The 17609-nt window shown below is 53.8% G+C and carries 13 protein-coding genes and 2 pseudogenes; 9 read left to right on the top strand and 6 right to left on the bottom strand.

Annotated features, from left to right (window positions below; genetic code table 11):
* Positions 1 to 3 precede the first annotated feature (3 nt).
* Positions 4 to 1485, bottom strand: coding sequence for a COG1361 S-layer family protein (locus DVK06_RS14385; protein WP_199718706.1), 1482 nt, complete (start codon positions 1483 to 1485; stop codon positions 4 to 6).
* Positions 1486 to 1894: 409 nt separating this feature from the next.
* Here DVK06_RS14385 and DVK06_RS14380 point away from each other — a divergent pair, with 409 nt between their 5' ends.
* The 3 genes from DVK06_RS14380 to DVK06_RS18485 all read left to right on the top strand — a co-directional run bounded on the left by DVK06_RS14380 (position 1895) and on the right by DVK06_RS18485 (position 5481).
* On the top strand, positions 1895 to 2512 hold the full coding sequence (locus tag DVK06_RS14380) for a TetR/AcrR family transcriptional regulator (RefSeq protein WP_121600790.1): 618 nt from the start codon (positions 1895 to 1897) through the stop codon (positions 2510 to 2512).
* A 324-nt stretch (positions 2513 to 2836) separates the two neighbouring features.
* Positions 2837 to 3667 carry an IS5 family transposase gene (locus tag DVK06_RS14375; RefSeq protein WP_121600789.1) on the top strand — a complete coding sequence of 277 codons (831 nt, stop codon included), beginning with the start codon at positions 2837 to 2839 and terminating at the stop codon, positions 3665 to 3667.
* Between the two features lie 548 nt (positions 3668 to 4215).
* Positions 4216 to 5481: a hypothetical protein gene (locus tag DVK06_RS18485; protein ID WP_147438118.1), complete on the top strand. Its 1266-nt coding sequence runs from the start codon at positions 4216 to 4218 to the stop codon at positions 5479 to 5481.
* Between the two features lie 223 nt (positions 5482 to 5704).
* Here the strand turns inward: DVK06_RS18485 and DVK06_RS14370 are convergent, their stop codons facing one another.
* On the bottom strand, positions 5705 to 7636 hold the full coding sequence (locus tag DVK06_RS14370) for a DUF4129 domain-containing protein (RefSeq protein ID WP_158600094.1): 1932 nt from the start codon (positions 7634 to 7636) through the stop codon (positions 5705 to 5707).
* Between the two features lie 328 nt (positions 7637 to 7964).
* On the opposite strand from DVK06_RS14370, the gene DVK06_RS14365 reads away from it, so the two are divergent.
* Together DVK06_RS14365 and DVK06_RS14360 are read left to right on the top strand one after the other, a co-directional pair.
* A complete protein-coding gene (locus tag DVK06_RS14365; RefSeq protein WP_121600787.1) occupies positions 7965 to 9398 on the top strand; it encodes a DUF58 domain-containing protein in 1434 nt (477 codons plus the stop codon).
* Positions 9399 to 9947: 549 nt separating this feature from the next.
* Positions 9948 to 10847: a hypothetical protein gene (locus DVK06_RS14360; RefSeq protein ID WP_233561751.1), complete on the top strand. Its 900-nt coding sequence runs from the start codon at positions 9948 to 9950 to the stop codon at positions 10845 to 10847.
* Between the two features lie 63 nt (positions 10848 to 10910).
* On the opposite strand, the gene DVK06_RS14355 is transcribed toward DVK06_RS14360, so the two are convergent.
* The 4 genes from DVK06_RS14355 to DVK06_RS19045 form a co-directional block, all read right to left on the bottom strand.
* A complete protein-coding gene (locus DVK06_RS14355; protein ID WP_121600785.1) occupies positions 10911 to 11900 on the bottom strand; it encodes a MoxR family ATPase in 990 nt (329 codons plus the stop codon).
* The gene (locus DVK06_RS14350; RefSeq protein ID WP_121600784.1) at positions 11893 to 13005 is read right to left on the bottom strand and encodes a DUF4350 domain-containing protein; all 1113 of its coding nucleotides are present in this window, start codon (positions 13003 to 13005) and stop codon (positions 11893 to 11895) included. Before DVK06_RS14350 ends, DVK06_RS14355 begins: the two co-directional genes overlap by 8 nt.
* Entirely contained in the window at positions 13006 to 13281 is a 276-nt protein-coding gene (locus DVK06_RS19365; protein ID WP_121600783.1) for a hypothetical protein, read from the bottom strand.
* A 204-nt stretch (positions 13282 to 13485) separates the two neighbouring features.
* Positions 13486 to 14565, bottom strand: coding sequence for a hypothetical protein (locus DVK06_RS19045; protein WP_199718704.1), 1080 nt, complete (start codon positions 14563 to 14565; stop codon positions 13486 to 13488).
* Positions 14566 to 14776: 211 nt separating this feature from the next.
* On the opposite strand from DVK06_RS19045, the pseudogene DVK06_RS14335 reads away from it, so the two are divergent.
* The 4 genes and pseudogenes from DVK06_RS14335 to DVK06_RS14325 all read left to right on the top strand — a co-directional run.
* Positions 14777 to 15208, top strand: a pseudogene (locus DVK06_RS14335) (RNA-guided endonuclease TnpB family protein); the annotation flags it as partial.
* Between the two features lie 132 nt (positions 15209 to 15340).
* Complete coding sequence (locus tag DVK06_RS14330; protein ID WP_121600782.1) at positions 15341 to 16597, top strand: RNA-guided endonuclease TnpB family protein; 1257 nt, start codon at positions 15341 to 15343, stop codon at positions 16595 to 16597.
* Between the two features lie 71 nt (positions 16598 to 16668).
* Positions 16669 to 17229, top strand: a complete 561-nt coding sequence (locus DVK06_RS18480; protein ID WP_147438117.1) for a hypothetical protein — start codon at positions 16669 to 16671, stop codon at positions 17227 to 17229.
* Positions 17230 to 17296: 67 nt separating this feature from the next.
* A pseudogene (locus DVK06_RS14325) lies at positions 17297 to 17557 on the top strand (ISH3 family transposase); the annotation flags it as partial.
* Positions 17558 to 17609: the final 52 nt, after the last annotated feature.

Genomic DNA, 17609 nt, shown 5'->3' with positions numbered 1-17609 from the left:
GAGTTACTGCCGCCTCCGGTAGACGATGAGCCCGACGGTCCCGACCACCAGTGCCGCGACGAAGATGACGGGCAGCGGGAGGCCACCCCCCTCACTCGGCGTCACGGTGATCGGCACCCGGTAGGTGTCCGAGAGCTGGCTGTCACCGTCGGCGTCGTCGTACCGGAAGTCGAGCGAGATGGGGTACGTACTGCCGGGGGTTGCGGAACCCGTCGTCGTGAGGTCGAACGTCATCGTCGTCGACTCGCCCGCGTCAAGTGACTGGACGTACCCGGTGTCAGTGTCACCGGTTTCGAGCGGGTCGTTGGCGAACAGTCGCGCCTCAAGATCGCTTGCGGGCTCACCGAGATTGTTCGTGACGGTCACCTCGACCGTCCGAGAGCCGCCGGCTTCGATCGTCTGGTTTTCAATCGCGACGGTGAAGCTGTCCCGTTCTGGAGCAACCTCGGCGTTGACCGCGACCTCGTTGTACACGCGGGCTTCGCCGCCGTCATTGCGGTACTGGACGGCGAAGTCGACGGTACGGAGCCCCGACTCGGCCTCACCACCGACTGAAATCGGCAGGGTGAATTCCGTCGACTCACCCGCATCGAGCGATCCGACAGCGGCGGACTGCTCGATCGGGATGATGTTGCCAGCACTGCCCGCGTACTGAATAACGACGTTGTCTGCCGCGACGGGACCCGTATTAACGACCGTGCCGGTGAGTTCCCCGTCTTCGCCCACGCGCAGTGTCGACTCAACGTCTTCGAGCGCGAATGTCTGTTCGCCGAGCGGTGTCACGCCCGCCGAGAGTCCCTGGTCAACGTGGGGGATCCCGTCGGGAGTATCGAACGACACCTGCCCGGAGATGGCGTACTGACGGGTTGGTGCGGTCGGAGTGAACGAGGCGTCGTACGGGATTGTGACAGTTTCGCCCGGCGAGATCGATCCAACCCGAGCCGCGTCCGAGGCGCGCTGACCAAGCGCTAAGCCGGCACTCGACGATTCGAGCGCGACGGTTGCGTCGTGCGCAGCCGTTGCGCCGATATTTTTGAGTGTTGCCTCGAGTGTGCCGCGGTCACCGATCTGCGCGTCAGTCGTAACATCGACGATTTTGAAGCGAGCGTCGTCGGTTACCTCGACGTCGACATCGAGCGTTGTTGTTTCCTCTTGGTCGTAGCTCACACCGCCGCTCAGCTGTGAGGTATACGAATACTCCACGTCGATTTTAAGTTCGTAATTGCCGGCTTCAGTTCCGTTCGGGACAGATACGGCTAACGGCACGTCACGCGGGCGATTTTCGGCCACTGCTCCGAGCGCGAGGGTGTCGGTCTCGACCTTTAGCGGCGAGTCATCAGCCCCCGCGGTAAGCCGAACGTTGCGAGCGGTCGTGACAACCTCGCGATTCTGTGGCGTACCGATGTTGAGATCACCGTCATTGATCAACTGAAGTGTCACCTGATTCGTACGACCGGGAGTAACTTCCGGCTGTGCGAGTGCCACAGAGAGGTCAGGCGAGCCGCGGACGAGAGTCGTTGTTTGGGGGACCGGCTCAGCCGGGGCCGTGCCGGAAATATCCGTGGTTGGAGTCTCATCGAACGAGGCACCGACTACCCCTACACCGGCAGTGGCACCGACTGTTCCGCTGGTTAACAGTAGGAGTGTCACACAAAGGGTGACGACCGAACGTCGGTTCATACAGACCGCCTCCGAGCGTGGCAGTCAACGACTGTCCAAGACCCGGATACATTGGTTAGAAAGGTGCGTCTATTGGCAGTTATGTCGGGGGGATGCGTCATTTGGTGTGTATCAATATACTAGCTCGCGAATTGATAAACACTTTGTTCTTAGAATCCTAACTACCAGTCGATGAAGTCAAGTCAATCGGCAAAAGGCGTCAACAGGAAAGGAAATGAGCCGATTTAGTGAGCAAGACAGAGAGCGGATCAGGTCACAGTTGGTCGAAGCCGGTCAAGAGTCGTTCGCGCAGTTCGGATTTGAGCGAACCCGGATCAGCGACCTCACAACTGAGGCTGGCATTGGGACAAGCACGTTCTACCAGTTTTTTGACTCAAAAGAGGAGCTGTATGTAAATGTACTACTAATAGAGCGACAGCGGCTCGAAGAGAAGATTGCTGACGCCGTCGAAACAGGAGAGACACCACGAGACGAGGTTCGACTATTTCTCCAAACTACGTTAGAAGAGATTCAATCGAATCCGCTAATTTCTGCGCTGCTCGTCGACGGTGAGTTACGGACGCTTCAAGATCAACTTGAACAGTTAGAGGCTGACGGGAAGTTTGCCGACAAACAACCGGGTGGTCCGAATTTGCCGTTCACTGAACGCTGGGCGGAACTTGAGACGTTTCGGTACGACGACCGAGATCTTATCGAACAGCTATTCATTTCACTAGTTTTTACTGTTCGGTCACAGAATGCGCCGGTCGGAGCAGAGAGTACGGTTGATTATGCCCGGGTACAGGACGCGCTGATTGAGACGGTCGTTGATGGATTGTTCGATGAATCGTAGACAATATCACGAGAGTATCAAGAACAGATAGCCGACACACGCGTTCCATTTATGATATAAACAGAGCAGCGAAAAGACGGCTTCTAACGAGGGCAACTCCTGAGTTTTATTCAGGGCGGTGGTGTCTCTTCCAATGACCCATACAGATACGAAACATACCGCGTAGCTGTTGTCAGGCTTAGAGCAATAGGTACACGTTGATATCCGGATTGAGAGGTGGATTCGTATGACGGTAATGGGCTGAGCCGGCTGTGTTGAATCGCCATACGGCAGAGAGGTAGGCCGCTAAATCAAAGGAGTTGAAGCGGGAAGATTCGGTTGCCTATGACCCAAATCTCCCGCTTCATCGGGGAGGTTGTGCCGGTTGCTCAAAGAGTTACTGGCGATGGAGGCGAATCCGCCGCCACCGTCCGGGGCGGCGGATTCGCCGACTACGCACTCGTTTCCCTCCATTGTCTCCGGATTTACCTCGATACGTCGTACCGTATGACGATCGACTTGCTCAAAGAGGTGCCACAAATAACCGGGGAGATCGGCCTCAGCGCGGCCGATCTCCCCGCACCATCCACGTTGTGTAAGGCGTTCGACCGGATCAGCATGAGCGTCTGTCGAGTGCTGCTGCGCCAGTCGGCGCAGCTGCACGAACTCTCTGAACACGCCGCGATCGACGCCACGTTCTACGACCGCTCACCAGCCAGCCGCCACTACTGCCAGCGAATCAGCTACCGCGTTCAAAAGCTGAAAGTCACGAAGCTCGTCGATACAGCGTCTCAGGCTGTCCTTGACGTTCACTGCTCAACGAATCGAGAAGGAAGCGACGCAGACCTCGCTGAGCAGATCGCCCGCCGGAACGCGGGCGATCTGCGGTCTCTTGCGGCCGATAAGGGCTACGACAAGCAATCGCTCCGCGAAGGATTACGCGATCTCGGGATCAGACCGCTGATCAAGCACCGCATCTTCGCACCGTACGACCACGCGCACAACGCCAGAATCGACGATAACCGCTACAATCAGCGCTCAATGACTGAAACCGTGAACTCTGCTGTCAAGCGCTCGCTCGGCTTCGCCGTGCGAGCGCGGTCATGGTTCCGTGAGTTCCGCGAAATCGCGCTGATGTGTGTCGTCTATAACATCAAACGCTTCGTCAAACAGTGAATCCCTCCGCCTTACAGCGATTCAACACAGCCTTCTGAAACGAGAGACTTCAACCCAGTATCTTCTTAATGCGATATTCTCGAAAGCAGGTATGGTCGGTACAGGGACTCTTCTCATTACAATCACGGGAAATTCGAGGCGAAACCCTCGCGTTTAGCGCGGGGAAGATGTCAAGGCTGACGAGGCGAATGCCACGGGGCTTGACGCCGAGGCGGTTCACCCTGAGTGACGCTGGCCACGTGGACAATGCGAAAGACATGTGTCGATGTCGCGACAGTACCTCTTCATACTATCCATAAATTCGCCCCACACAGTGTTTTTGAGCGCTTCCAGACGAAAGCACAACCGTAACCCGGATGAGAAGCCCTCTAATCAAATATCAAAAAAATTATCTAAAATAACAATAATTCACATTAGGGGCACACAATTAATCCTACACTCTAGCATAAATCGTATATTCTAGATGGGTATAGGTTGTCCACTCGATCGTTCTGCTGTGATACATGACACCATAACGTTTATTCCAGATTGTATGAGTAAAGCATGGTATGAGGTACGTATACTCGTCAGGAGAAGAGTATCTTAAGTTCGGTACACTTCTCGTTTGTGGAATAATTGTTCTACTGATAGCCAGTAGTGGTGCTGTAGCAGCAGATGACACCAAGTGTGAAAAAGTAGAATTTGGTGATGAAAATACGACCTCTGTAAATTATCAAAATGTAAGTACTGGGCAGCAATCATGTGCCGACAATCATCAAAATCGTGCGGAAACGACTTCTACAGATGAAACAGTTTGGAGGTTTGAGACTGAAGCCAGAGCCGAAGACGGGCCGACTGTTGGAGATAACGCTGATGAACGTGACCCAGCTGGTATCTCTGTTGTAGTTGACCCGACGACGACCAAACTTGTACCGGGTGAGACGGTTACATTTGACCTTATCATTGAAGATGCAAATCAAGGGGTTGGAGCGTATAAGATTGCTCTCTCTTCAGCAGACTCGGCTGTAATATTTGAGGAAGTTTCACTCCGCAACGATCCTACCTTCCCTGGTACAGAGATCTCCGAGAACGGTACCCATCTGAGCTTGGAAGTTGGAATGGGAGATAACAAGCATCCTGGGGCAAATGAGACCGTTCTCGCCGAAGTAACAGCTACCGTCAATGATGAGGTAACACCAGGCGCAAATGTCACCGTTCGAACTGAAAACGCTGAAGTCACTAATATCGACGGAACCCGATACAATATATCGGATTCGGGATCGGCCACGCTGTCAATTGTCGAGCCGACCGGTATATTCGAGATCGATCCCGTAGAGGACCGCACAGTCACCAGTCAGGAACTCACAAATGTTAGCTTCGGAGCCTCAGTAACGAACGCTGGAAACTGGAATGATACGAAGCAAGTCACGTTACAGATCGGTGGCGAGGCGGTTACGACAAAGAACGTAAGTATTGACACCGGAGACACTACAAATGTTACGTTTGAGGGGGTAACGCTTAATCGAACTCCTGGTATGTACAATTACACAATCCTGACTGAAGACGACGAGCAGTCTGGAGCGTTAGAGGTCGTTGAAGCAGTTGACCCCGTTGGTGGCGGCGAACCGCCGCAAGATTTGAATGGTGATGGACGATATGAAGATATCGATGGGGACGGTGACTTCACGGTCTTCGACGTCCAAGCCTTATACGATAATCTTGACACTGAAGCGGTCCAAGGACATCCTGAGGCATTCAACTTCTCCGGTTCAGACAATCCGGAGGAAGTAACGATATTTGACGTACAGTCGCTGTTCGACCAGTTGGTAGTCTAATATACCCTTCCGCGTTCACGCGGAGGAATCCCGAGCGGTGGGAGTTTCAGGCTTACAACCATGGACGCCGCCACTTCTCTGGAGTTCGCCGCGTCAGGCGACTGTTACTCCTATCCTCTGCGTCGTTGATAGAGATACAAGCGCATACCTCTGTCTTCAGGCGGAGGTCGAGCGATACTCAGCTCGTTTGTCCCGGCAGTTTGAACTTGTGGGACCCACGCTGTCATCGCTGTGGCAATCCGGAGGTCTCTGTCAATGATGGTAGTAACTCAACGACTTTCTGGGCGGTCTCTACCGAGACTGGCTCTGAAGCGAATGTAGCTTGTTCGTATGCGGTTGTGAGTTGGCGAACGGCTGCCGCTTCAGATTGGTCTGTCGCACGCCACTGATTATAGACCTCCCAGTGTGTCTGAGAACGGTCGATTGGACTTCGAATCTCGTTCCGGAACGCAGCATACGCAAACTGTACAGCTGCGTCAGGGTCACCAGCGTTGAGTGCATTCTGGGCACGCTCGCGGAGAGACATACTATCTGCTGAAGTGGTCTCGTCAGGGATGTCCGCAACTGCCAAGCGGCCAGCTTCCGTCTCATCCGTGTTCACAGAGGTCTCGGTTTTATCATCTGTGTCCCAACTAACTGAATTGCGAAGTTGAGCCCACTGTGTCGTAAACTGCTCCCGGATCACAAGTAGGCCACCCATAATTAGGACAAAGAGTAGACCAGCCACAAGTACGAGTTGGCGACCTGGATTGGTTGCTGACAGCGATAATGTCTGTTCAGCCGTGCTCGATTCAAGATTACTCCCGCTCGCAGCAAATTGGACCGTTAATACGCGGGTGTCCTCGTCTTGTACGCTTGCGCGATCGATGGTTGCCTGATACTGACCGGTGCTGTCTGTCCGGACTGTCTTAAATGGAACTGAGCCCAGTTGAAGCTGGAGTGTCCGATCAGCGAGGGGGTCTCCCGTATCGGTCGTGAGTGTCCCGGTAATTGAGATGTTCTCAGAATCCGTTTCAGTATCGTTGGTCTCAACGGACAACTCCGTCGGTGTCGATTGAACGGTGAGCTGTGTCATGGCTACTGTCGGAGCGACAGTGAGCCCATCTGCTGCGAGCCTCACACGCACTGTGTACTCGCCAGGAGCAATCGTTTCTGGAAGAGTTGTAGCAAGCGTATAGCTGCCGTTTGCTGTTGTCGACCCTGTGGCTACTTTTCGCTCGCCAATCTGGAGTACAACCGGTAATCCCGCGAGCGAGCGATTCTCTACACTGTGAATATTAACATCTCCGGACACACGAAGGGGGTCACCAAAGCCAGCGCTCGTGGTTGCGTTTGTGACCGAAAGTGTGCTTGGTTGCTGGCCGGTTACTGAGATGGACGTTGTTGCTGTACTTGATAAAAACGGATCTCCGGACGCTGGACGATAGCTTGCGGTAAGCGTCGATATGTTCGATGACACAAGTAATGGCTGATAAGACGTTGTATACCTCCCCACCGAGTCAGTCTGTGTGGTAATCGTATCATCACCGACAGCGATTTCCACCGTGGCGTTGGTTACTGGAGTGCCGTTGGCAGCAACGAGACGCCCATGTATCTGTGTGGGGGAAGCCGCCGAGAGATTCGGCTGTGCGGTTTGGACACTCACATTGGTCTCTGTAAATTCACGTGACGCAATGGCCCCTGCTGCTTGCGTGAGACGCCGCTGGTTGGTTACGATCGCCTCTTGTGTCGTCTCAAAGCTCAAATTCGTCTGTGTCTCGAGATTCGCATACTGCTCGTTGAGGGTGGCCGTGCTGGCGTTCAACTCACTCGCATTTTCAACAATGTCTCGGGCAAGCGCACGTGCGCGTTCATCATCCCCATTTCTTACAGCCGCTTGATAAAGGGTCGCAGTTTGATTGAGTTGCTGGGCCTTATTGATGATCTCGCGTTGCTGCTCACGCGTGAGATTAAATCGGGTGACGATTTGCTCTGTATCAGTACCTGCCGCGACGGCACCGTACTGCTCAAGTAGAAGATCATAGTCGGCTCCCAAAAGCTGCTGTCCCTTCGCGTATTCCTCATCGCTGACGGCGAGCGCACTTGCGTTCAGCCGGGAGACGAGCTGACTATTGAGATATCTGGCGACTTGTTGGCTGTCACCTGACTCGGTCACGTTTGTAGGGTTCTGATGTGAAGGGGGACTATCAGGCGCTGTCTCGTTACCTGATTCTATTGGAGCAGGCGCTGTTGCACCCGCTCCGACAGCAACTCCACCCACGAGTAGCATCACCGTGGCAAACACCGCGAATCGACGAACACGGCGCGACACAGCCAATCTCACGTAGCAGCCGTAATAAAAAGTACGACTAGCAGTTCACTAGTGAGTTCATTCGTTCCAAATAGCTGCCCTACTCGTCTCTTGCTGAAATTGCGGTCTCTTGATCGGGAACACAAACGCGGAGAAGCCAAGTTTCAATTTCCTCCACACAGAGAACGAGATAATGGAGGTCACAGAGCAGTGGTGGACACTGGCTGGCACCGGGCTACTGCTCGTTGTACTTGCTGTCTTGACTGAGCAGCTTTTCTTTTTGTTCGCGGCTGGAGGAGTCAACGCATGGCTTATTTCGGGGGCGGTTACAGCAAGTCAGTCATTTACCAGCCAGGAGGAGAATCTCTCCGTTAACTACACCCTCAGCGCTTCAGAGATATTTGTCGAACGGAAGACTGAACTCGCTCTCCACGCGTCCCGTCCGGCGAGCACAACCAAGGAACATGTAGAGATAACGGCTGAGATGCCACCTGGGATTACGGTCGAGACTGGCACTCCAAGGGTCACGTTACAACCCGGTGAGACAGAAGAAACAACAACTTGTTTGCTCTCTGCTGATATCGTCGGTCGCTTTGTGTTTCCGGCTGCGACTGTCACCATCGATGACAGACATGACTTATACAGCATCACGATTCCTCACCGTGAGACACCGATACTAACAGTGCGCCCACACAACCCAACACTCCACGTTGGACAAGGCGGAACCGGAGTACAAAGTGCGTACGGACAGCACCAGTCCGATCAGCCTGGGCCGGGGGTAACGACACGTGAGTTACGTGAGTATGTCCCCGGTGACGACAGCCAACAGATCGACTGGAACGCTACCGCCCGACTCGGCAAACCATACGTCCGTGAAACAGAGGGAGAAACAGACCGCCGGACTCTACTCCTTGTCGATCACCGGCATCGAATGACTACGGGCATCAACAACGAAACAATGCTGGCGTATGCCCGTGAGGTGGCTGGCGGTATCGCTCAAACAGCCGCTGAAAACGGCGACCCTCTTGGATTCTGGGCTATTGGTGATGAAGGCATCACAGCCCAGATACAGGCTGGTACGACGCCACAAACATACGCGCAAATCGAGTCGGAATTATACTCTTTACAGCCGACCGCCGACACGGTTACACCACGGACCCGTTCGGCAACACAGACGCAGCATCTCGCCGATCGGCTTACAGGGGATCCAAGCTCATTTGCGTCTGTACTCCGGACCTACGTGAGCGACCAAACGCAGTATCGACAGCGTTTCCGTGCGGATCCGCTTGTGAACACCGTTCGTCAGACACACACAGAAGCTGGGGAAGATGGGCTCGTTGTGATGGTGACCAGTGATTCTGAGCCAGTCAAACTTCGGGAGGCAGTGAAAACAGCCATCCAAGCCGGATCCCAAACGCTCGTCTTCATTACGCCGCAGTGTCTGTTTGAATCAACAGATATGGCGGAACTCGATAATGTATATGAGCGGTATCGTGAGTTTGAAGAATTCCGGCGTGAGCTTGAACAGCACCCACGGGTGACCGCTTTTGAGGTTGCCCCGGAAACGCGCATTCAACGCGTTTTGGCCCACCGACGAGCTTCTGCGACGTCACGAGGCTCCTCATGACACGACAAACACAACGCGTCCGATCACTCTCCGATTCATACGTTGACGTACCTGCACGCGATCGTGTCGGTGGTGTCGGATTACTCCTTGTTGCCGCCACGCTGGTTACAGCATCGCCGGCAATTCCAGTAGGCCCGTTGTTCGTACTGTCCCTCGCTGTTGTTGTGCGTCCCTCTCCGGTTGCGTTTGTGATCGGACAGCTGACTCTTATCCCTTTGTTGACCGCAACCTCGCCCCTTGTCGGCGTTGCGCAACTCGGCCTGCTCGCTGTACTCACTGAACCAACACGGAATCCTTTTGATCTCTTCGCGCTGAGTGCGACTGTCACCAGCTTTGGAGGCCTACTGGGGCTCATTATCCTTTCGCGTGGTGAATCACTTCTGGTTGTAGGGGGGTTGTTCTGTCTCGCTGTATCGGCGAGTCTCTACGGTATCTATCGGGGAACACTTGTTCGGCTCGGGCTTGTTCGTCCATCCGATACCCCTACTGAGGGACTCGAACCGAAGTCACAAGAGTGACTGTCTAAGAAATGAATTGAGGGATACCGTAATGGCTCAACCTGGCGGGACCGAATCGTCACAATCACCAACAGCCGAGGATCTATCAGCTACCGAAGACACGCCAGAAGCACTCCAGACGCGTGTCGCAGTGCTTGAAGCCGAAAACCAGCAACTGCGCGAAGAGTACACACGAGCACGCCAGACGACATATCGGCGCACTGCTGTCGGGCTCCTGTTCGTGGGGGTACTCGGTATCATCGGTGGTGTTGGATTTCCTGACGCACGGTCCGTGTTGTTCGCGTTGGGTGGTACAGGGATCTTTGCTGGTGTCCTCACGTATTTCATTACCCCTGAGCGATTTATTACCGCACGTGTTGGGACTCGCGTCTTTGAGGCGGTTCGTGCTGATCGAGAAGCGATAATCGATGAGCTAGGTCTCGACGGTGATCCAGTCTATGTTCCTGGTGATGACGTGCGGTTGTTTGTCCCCCGTCACGAGGACACATCACTTCCCGGCACTACTGGCCGACTTGATCTTTTCGTTGTGCCTGATGATCCCACTACGGGTGGTGTTGCGTTTTACCCGACCGGTGAACCGTTGTTTGAAGAATTTACCGAATCACTTGACCAGCCGTTAGACTCACGCCCACAAGCAGCTACGTCGGTGATTGCCGATGGGCTCGTCAACGTATTCGAGCTCGCTGATGGTGTTGAGTCAGTTGTTGACACTGATACGAGACGAATCACGTTTGAAATTAGTGGGAGCGGGCTTGGTGATCCCAACGCAATTGATCACCCGATTAGCTCATTTCTCGCTGTAAGCGTTGTTGAAGCACTCTCAGAGCCCGTTCAAGTTACGGTTAGGGCCGATGGCCCGCTCACTGTGACGTGTCGCTACGGGGAGGCCTCTGTATCGTCTTCGGACTCTGAAGCCATTACCGAGGAGTGAATTCCTTCGGAACCTAGCCCTATCTACTCTGCCTGTGTTCTGTGCGGCGCGCTCTCGGGGCATTCAGTCGGGTGTGACGGCCTCCCCATCTGGACCTGAAAAGTCGGTCTCGGCACTCGGTGGGGTCACATCGGAGAGAATATCATCAAGAATATCAGTCACAGATTGATCGGCAAGCTCCGCGTCAGTAGTGCGAATCACTCGATGTTCAAGCACTGGCATGGTGAGTGCTTTGATGTCATCTGGAATCACGTACGAGCGACCGTGTATTGCCGCACGTCCCTTACCCGCACGCAAGAACGCCAGGGTTGCCCGCGGTGATCCGCCATGCTGTAATGCTGGTGCCGTACGCGTCGCGGCCACCAGGTCGAGAATATATTCTTTGACTGGCTCAGCGACATGTACTGCTGTCACAGCCTCACTTGCTGTCTGAAGGGTCTCAGGGTCGATGACTTCTTCGACACTTTCTGGACCGAGCGCAGGTGACCTATCGAAGCGGTCGAGTATCGTTCGTTCTTCGGTCCGATCTGGAATCTCAATGGTGTATTTGAACTGGAATCGGTCTCGTTGTGCTTCTGGTAGTTCGAACACCCCCTCCATCTCGATCGGGTTCTGCGTGGCTACGACGATGAACGGCTCCGGCAACGCGATGGTGTCACCGTCGATAGTCACTGTCGTCTCTTCCATCGCTTCCAACAGTGCGCTCTGGGTCTTCGCGGTCGTCCGGTTAATCTCGTCAGCAACGACCACATTCGAAAATACAGGTCCTTTTTTCAACTGAAATTCACCAGTTGCTTGCTGGTAGATATTCGTGCCAACGACATCAGCTGGCACCATGTCGGGGGTCATCTGGATACGTGTATATGAGAGTCCAGTGGCCCGCGCGAATGCGTTCGCGATCGTTGTTTTTGCTACCCCGGGAACACCCTCCAGTAGGAGGTGTCCATCGGTGAGAAGCGCAATCGTTAGTCCTTCTATCACTTCCTCGTTGCCAACAAGAACTTCACCGACAGCATCACAAAGCGTTTCGTATAGCGCCCCAGGACTACTCATCTTCCTCTCCTCGTTGGCGCTTGGATAAAACAGCTGTTATCACCTGTCGTAGTTGTGGCTCACTAATCTCTGGATACTTCTCGAGGGCGACTGTGCGGAGCGTCTCTTCGTTAAGCTCGATTGGCTGATGAGTCACGGAGAGATCTCGCAACCAGAGTGGCATCGCAGACAGCAATGTATCAGGAATGAGTGTCTCGAATACAACTCCAAGTGATATCCTTCGCTGAGTACGCTGCCGAATCATAAGCCACATACTGAGTGTCACGAGTCCAGCACCAACCTGTATCGACTCCGAGGACCGCAACAACAACAGCGTCCGAGCGACTGGTGGCAGCGGTGCCGCTTTTGAATAATCTAACAGAACACGGCTGTGTGTCTCAGTGAGCCGGGTCATGAACGCCTCATTGTCCGGCTGTGTCAACATTGAATTGATAAAGAGACTTGGGTCACTGACAGCGATCACTTGTCCAGTACCTATCGATTCAATGGTAACGACCGGGTACGCTCCAAGTTTGTCGCCCGGCGAAAAGTTTCCCGTGCTGTTGCGGTCTAGGTACGCAACTGGTGATGATGTCACAACCGGCGTTGCATTTCCGGGGACAACGGCGGTTGCGCCATTCAGTGTGAGTTGGGTCACGCCCTCGGTGTAAGTTGTCTCAGATACGTTTGATGCGATCGGTAGTGTTGGGCCACGGTAGTACTGCTGTTCATCACGTAATTGGAGGCCACTAAATCGTGCGTCGGCTCCTATTGATTCCAACAATGGATTACTGTAGCTTCCGAAGTCATCGGCAATAAGGAGGGTTCCACCTTGTTCGACAAAGTTACGCAGACGCTGTGATTCGTTGGGTGTGTAAGCTGTTGTGGGAGAGAGAATAATCCCAATAGTGTCAGTTGTATTTTCTGCCTCGTAGGCAGCTGTGTCAACTACAATTTGACCTTCAACTTGGTTATCGACGTGTTCTCGAAGATCACTCGTGCCATCCCACTGGGGATTATACGCGCCAAATGTCGCTGTGGAAGTCCCTGCCGCAAACACAAGGGTCCCAGCGAGAACACAAATAAGCAGGTATAGTACGAGTCGGGGGACCGGCGGAGTATCCATTTAAAAAGTCCCCTCCGGGAGAATTTCCAAAATCCGCCGAATGACTATGTATGCGAACCCAGCTAAGCCGATGAGAATTATTGGCAGTACCCGTCGCCGCCAGCGAGGGGTAACATTAAATGGCGCTGTTAGTTCAACGACGACAAGCAGACCAATTAGTGACACCACAAAGAATAGTTCCAACTCTAAGGCATCAAGCGTCGTCAGTACGACAATCACGCCCACCATCCACGCAACAAGAGCATATATGAACTGCCGTCGTTTTTCAAGAGTCATTGAAATGGTTAGAGCGTCGCTTAACCAGCATCTCGGGGATATCGTCTATTCTACTCTCCGACAAATAAAGTGAGTGGATATTCGGAGCAATAGTGTTGTATCTTATTGACACTTGACTCCAAATAATTATCAACGACCGCATCGGCCAACTAATAATCGAACGAACCTAACGAATATTATGATTAAATCAGATGTTTCAGATGCCTAAAGCCGCCGAATAGCACCGCTCAAGACAATTACGAACAATATTATTTGAACTCCATATAGCGGTGTGCTATCGTTCGTGTCATCATTAATTACATCCTCGTTTGGCGAGATAGATTGGTTTGTGTCAGTCTCATTATTCTGGTCTTGGTCCGAGCTGTTATCGGTCTCTGTAGAGTTATCAGTGTCCGACCCATCACTTCCGTCAGACCCATCACTTCCGTCCGACCCATCACTTCCGTCAGACCCATCACTTCCGTCCGACCCATCACTTCCGTCAGACCCATCACTTCCGTCCGACCCATCACTTCCGTCAGACCCATCACCTCCGTCCGACCCACCAGAGTCTTGCACACTCAATGTGTACGCTTCACTCAACCCAATAAGCGGATCTTGCCCTTTAACTTCATCACCACCCCGGATCCGAACCTGTGTCTGGTACTCCCCCGGTTCAAGACCAGATAGGTTTCCTTTGTACTCACCGCCACTTTCAGTGAGTTCGATCGTCTGGTTTTGGTCATCGTTCCACGCTGTAAACTCGACAGATTCAATTGGCGTTGATTTGAGTGTCGTTAGTGTCACCGCGACCGGAACCGAAGTATTCCGGTCGATCTCCGCATTTTCTACCGGGGAGCTGTCAATTGTCGCTGAGTCAATCTCATGCGAAGCGATCACAACTGGTAGCAAATCTCTCACAAGTCGCTCGTTTGAGTCCCAGATTGTAACTACGTAGCTACCCGGTGGTTCTGGGCCTGTCGCAAGTTGATACGTTGTCTGGTCCTTACTAATCGCCTCGTCATCGACAATTCTCCGCTCTGTATTCCAGAGTTGCAGAGAGTATGATTGCTCATTGGGGACCGATGCTGAGAGGGTAATAGATTCGTTCGGCCCAACAACTGCAGTCTTTGATATTTGAATTTCTCCATCAGTGTAGCTTTGGGATACGTTCTCCGATGGAACTGCTACCGTTGTATCTGAGTCGAGATTGAAGCCGCCCTGTGAGCCGCTAACAGTGCCGAAGCACCCGGCACCGACTATGATAATCGCAAGGATACCGATGAAGACCAATCGGCGGTTCATAATCACAACTTATTCACCGAGGTAATCAGTTTTTTGATGAGAGCGCTCATACATGGTACGTTGTCGGTGTAGTGCCGTCTTGTGATTCTGGTATCGAGCGACCCAGATGAGAACCAGTTGTCTGAGCGGTCTTCCGGTCATTTTCCACCTCCACTGCCTTCGAGAGAACTGTATCAACAATCTACGCCACAAGAGCGTATGTGAAAATACAGTGGAGCACCGCCGTACCGCCGTCATCAAACTCAACACTCGTGAAGGGGCGGACACCTCCCTTCGAAAGACGGTCGAGCAGTTCAAGCGCTGCGCCAACACCGCAAGCGAGTGGTATTGGCACGGCGACAGCGGCTCCCACGTCACCTCGAAATCGAAAGTCGAACGCGCCCCCTACGACCAGCTCCGCGACGAAACTGACCTCACCGCGAATCTCGTCCAGAAAGGGATTCGTAGAGCGGTTGAAGCCGTCAAAAGCGGCGTCGAACGCCTCAAACGTGGTGAGAACACATCGCAACCACACTTTTCGGCAGACAGCGCAGTCTACGACAAGCGAAGTGCGACGTTCCACCGAGATCACGTTTCCCTTCCGACCGTAGACGGGCGCGTTGAGTTCGAATACATCCTTCCCGACGATCTGGAGACACCGCCGATCAACTGAAGCGCTAGCGCGGAGCTCCCTTCCTCAAGGAGCGACCGGAGGGAGCGTGTAGGGAGGAGAGGAGTGCGTTCGTATCTGTACCAAACACCAGCTTATTAATAGCCACGTATACACATTGAAACTGTGGCAGACGACTACGTGCGTCGGACAGCAATCACTCGTCTCTCAGTAGACGATGAGCAACGCGAGTTGCTTGAGGAAACCATCTCCGAGTGGAAGCGTGGGTGCCAACTCGCCACGGACATGGCGTGGGGGAAGTGTAACGCGAAAAGCGACGTACAACCCCTCGCCTACGACCACGTGCGCAAACACACCGACCTCGGGAGTCAGCACGCGATCCTCGCCACCCACCAAGCCGCCCAAGCCATCACCGGCTGTCTCGAACGCCGCTCGAACGGTAAACAGGTTAGCAAGCCCACGTTCACCGCACCCACGGTAACGTACGACACTCGAACGATGACGCTGTTCGATGACGATACAGTGTCGCTCTCCACGACGGAGAGTCGCGTTCGCTGCGAGCTTGCTCTGCCCGACGCCGCCGACGGCTACCAACGGCAGTATCTCGACTCCGACAACTGGAGCGTTACGGAAACCACACTCACCGCTCGTGACGGCGACTACTTTTTGCACATCGGCTTCCGCCGACCAAAGACCGACACCGAGAGAGATGCCGCCGAGGACGGAACGGTTCTCGGGGTCGACCTCGGTATCGAAAACATCGCCGTCACCAGCACAGCACGATTCATCAACGGGCGTGAACTCTCTCATAACCTCCGCGAGTTCGAGAAAGTCCGCACAGGACTCCAACAGACGGGCACGCGAAGCGCCCACAGAACGCTCGAACAATCAAGTGGACGCGAGTTACGATACGTTCGTGACGTTGTTCACCAAGCGTCGAACGCCATCCTAAACGAAGCACTTCGATACGAGTGCGACGTGATTGCGTTTGAGGACTTGACTGACATCCGCGACCGAACGAGTGCGTCGTGGGGCCACAAGTGGGCGTTCCGAACCCTGTACGAGCAAGTAGAGTACAAAGCCGAAGCAGTCGGCATCTCGGTGAAGCAAGTGGGGTCGGCGTACACGTCGCAACGGTGCGCCGAGTGTGGATTCACGGCAGCCGAGAATCGCCGAACTCGCACGGAGTTCCGCTGCGTGAAGTGTGAGTCGGAAGCGAACGCGGACTACAATGCGGCGAAGAACATCGGGATGCGGTACGTCCGTCGAGGCCAACAGTCGTCTCGGCGGACGGGCGACAGTCAACTCGCCCTGAAGTCTGGAACGGTGACGCCAAGTGGTGGATTCTCCGCCCACCCGGACGGGTTCGAGGCTGAGGTCACGGACAAGCCCCTCCCTCAACGAGCGAACCCATCAGGGTGAGCGAAGTAGGGAGGGGTAGTTGACCTGAATGTGGCGATGCGTTCTTCAGCATTCGCCGATTATATACTGTAATGCCACATCTAGTACGAAAAGTAGAGCTTGTCTGGCTGGTAGACGCTTTTGAGCCAGCGAAGACATCTGACCTCGGGGAAATTCTTCCAATTGACAACCGCTCAGCATACTTCCGGTTACGGCATCTCTACCGAAGCGGTTATCTCAACCGTTCTGAGGCTTCGGAAGGGCATACGCAATCTTACGCTTGGTCACTGACAGAAGAAGGTCGAGAGTGGCTAATTGAGCAGGATATGCCCGCTATTGAAGAGATTGATTTAGACGATTACTTCTCTGGCCGGACAGATGAAATTAATCCTCTATCAATTTTGGAGGCATTTACATCCAAAGACGGTGAGTGGCACCAGTCAAGTGTTGCGTATGAGGCACTACAATTCACAAAACAAGGGATCCGATATAATCTCCACAAGCTACACGAGCAAGGTGATCTTGAATTAGATGCGAACGAGAATGGATATCCATATCGATGGCGACTGACTGAGCAAGGTCGCTCACGGCTTGCCGAAGCTAAAGAAAACGAAACAGAAAATGTTGGTGAGTACATTTGGCTTGACTCGTAGCAGTGCTTAGCGCCTCACTACGTGGTATTGACCTCTCTCCACTGCTAAAACCCAGCAAGCAGATAGTGATGCAGACGACACGGAGAACCTCTACCACTCGGAAGCCAAGCGTCGATCCACCGTGTTCCACGCCTCCGCAGCACTCGTACGCGCGTGCAAAGAACATCACACCCTAGCGGTCCGCCGTCTCGAAGACGGCGACACCGCCAGCAGCGTCCTCGCCGAGTTCCTCGGTGTCCTCGGCGGCCTTGGCACCGAGGTCAACGCCGTCTATCTTGATCGCGGATTCTACGACAGTAAGTGTCTCACGCTGCTTCAAGTGCATAGTCGCCACATCATAGAGGAGTTAGCGTAACCCCAAAAGTATAACACACATCGCT

The organism is Halorubrum sp. Atlit-28R (assembly GCF_003665955.1).
GTDB classification, from domain to species: Archaea; Halobacteriota; Halobacteria; order Halobacteriales; family Haloferacaceae; genus Halorubrum; species Halorubrum tropicale.
The sequence above is the reverse complement of the archived record's forward strand: the minus strand, read 5'-3'. Positions and strand labels throughout refer to the sequence as shown.

What these genes read in the sequence shown, in the direction of transcription:
- DVK06_RS18485 (WP_147438118.1), top strand. Translation starts at nt 4,216, where the DNA reads ATGAGGTACGTATACTCGTCAGGAGAAGAGTATCTTAAGTTCGGTACA.
- DVK06_RS19045 (WP_199718704.1), bottom strand. Translation starts at nt 14,565, where the DNA reads ATGAACCGCCGATTGGTCTTCATCGGTATCCTTGCGATTATCATAGTC.
- DVK06_RS14380 (WP_121600790.1), top strand. Translation starts at nt 1,895, where the DNA reads ATGAGCCGATTTAGTGAGCAAGACAGAGAGCGGATCAGGTCACAGTTG.
- DVK06_RS18480 (WP_147438117.1), top strand. Translation starts at nt 16,669, where the DNA reads ATGCCACATCTAGTACGAAAAGTAGAGCTTGTCTGGCTGGTAGACGCT.
- DVK06_RS14365 (WP_121600787.1), top strand. Translation starts at nt 7,965, where the DNA reads ATGGAGGTCACAGAGCAGTGGTGGACACTGGCTGGCACCGGGCTACTG.
- DVK06_RS14360 (WP_233561751.1), top strand. Translation starts at nt 9,948, where the DNA reads ATGGCTCAACCTGGCGGGACCGAATCGTCACAATCACCAACAGCCGAG.
- DVK06_RS14355 (WP_121600785.1), bottom strand. Translation starts at nt 11,900, where the DNA reads ATGAGTAGTCCTGGGGCGCTATACGAAACGCTTTGTGATGCTGTCGGT.
- DVK06_RS14350 (WP_121600784.1), bottom strand. Translation starts at nt 13,005, where the DNA reads ATGGATACTCCGCCGGTCCCCCGACTCGTACTATACCTGCTTATTTGT.
- DVK06_RS14375 (WP_121600789.1), top strand. Translation starts at nt 2,837, where the DNA reads ATGACCCAAATCTCCCGCTTCATCGGGGAGGTTGTGCCGGTTGCTCAA.
- DVK06_RS19365 (WP_121600783.1), bottom strand. Translation starts at nt 13,281, where the DNA reads ATGACTCTTGAAAAACGACGGCAGTTCATATATGCTCTTGTTGCGTGG.